Here is a 1,431-nt window from a genome sequence, read left to right on the forward strand (position 1 = left end):
CATGTGCGGAATCGTCGGTGCGATCGCGGATCGCGATGTGGTCCCGGTCCTGGTCGAGGGCCTCAAGCGGCTGGAGTATCGCGGCTACGATTCGGCCGGCATCGCGGTGCTCGACGGCGACACGGTGCGGCGCGTGCGCCGGACCGGCCGCGTCGCCGAGATGGCCGCGGCCGCGCAGGCCGAGGCGCTGCAGGCGCGTCTGGGCATCGGCCACACGCGCTGGGCGACCCATGGCGGAGTCACCGAGCACAACGCGCATCCGCACATCAGTCACGACACGCTGGCGCTGGTGCACAACGGCATCATCGAGAACCACGAGGCGCAGCGCGAGCGCCTGACCGCGCTGGGCTACGTATTCGAGTCGCAGACCGACACCGAGGTCATCGCCCATCTGATCCATCACCACCAGACCCAGGGCCTGGACCTGCTGGCCGCCCTGCAGGCCGCGGTCAAGGAGCTCGACGGCGCCTATGCGCTGGCGGTGATCGATCGACGCGAGCCCGGCCGCCTGGTCGCGGCCCGGATGGGGTGCCCGTTGCTGGTGGGCCTGGGCGAAGGCGAACAGTTCGTCGCCTCCGACGTCTCGGCGATCCTGCAGGCCACGCGCCGGGTGATCTTCCTCGAAGAAGGCGACACCGCCGAGCTCACCCGCGATGCGGTGCGGATCTTCGACGGCACCGGGGCCGAGGTGACGCGCTCCGAGCACCTGTCCGACGTCTCGCTGGCGTCGCTGGAGCTCGGGCCGTACCGGCACTTCATGCAGAAGGAGATCCACGAGCAGCCGCGCGCGCTGGGCGACACGCTCGAGGCGATCATCGATGCGGCCGCGTTCGAGCCGGGTCTGTTCGGCGATGCCGACGGTCAGGTGCTGCGCGAGATCGAGGGCGTGCAGATCCTGGCCTGCGGCACCAGCTTCTATGCCGGCTCGGTCGCACGCTATTGGATCGAGTCGATCGCCGGGCTGCCGTGCTCGGTCGAGATCGCCAGCGAGTACCGCTACCGCGAGGCGGTGGCCAATCCCAAGCACCTGATCGTGACCATTTCCCAGTCGGGCGAGACGCTCGACACGATGGAGGCGCTCAAGTACGCCAAGTCGCTCGGTCACCAGCACACGCTGTCGATCTGCAACGTGCCCGAGAGTGCGATCCCGCGCGCCAGCCGCCTGGTGTTCTACACCCGCGCCGGCGCCGAGATCGGCGTCGCCTCGACCAAGGCGTTCACGACCCAGCTCGTGGGCCTGTTCGCACTGGCCGCCACGCTCGGCAAGCTGGCCGGCCGCGTCGACGCCGCGCAGGAGGCCGATTACGTCGAAGCGCTGCGCCACCTGCCGGGCAGCGTGCAGCACGCGCTCAACCTCGAGCCGCAGATCGCCTCGTGGGCCGAGCGCTTCGCGCCCAAGCAGCATGCGCTGTTCCTGGGCCGCGGCGTGCA

1 protein-coding gene is annotated in these 1,431 nt (G+C 70.0%); it reads left to right on the forward strand.

Translation table 11 applies throughout. From position 1 onward, the window contains the following. Position 1: 1 nt before the first annotated feature. On the forward strand, positions 2-1,431 hold a 1,430-nt coding region (glmS, locus tag ABE505_RS17035), incomplete at its 3' end, for a glutamine--fructose-6-phosphate transaminase (isomerizing) (RefSeq protein WP_346445845.1).

It is taken from the genome of Luteimonas sp. TWI382 (assembly GCF_039674545.1).
In the GTDB taxonomy this organism is placed as follows: domain Bacteria; phylum Pseudomonadota; class Gammaproteobacteria; order Xanthomonadales; family Xanthomonadaceae; genus Luteimonas.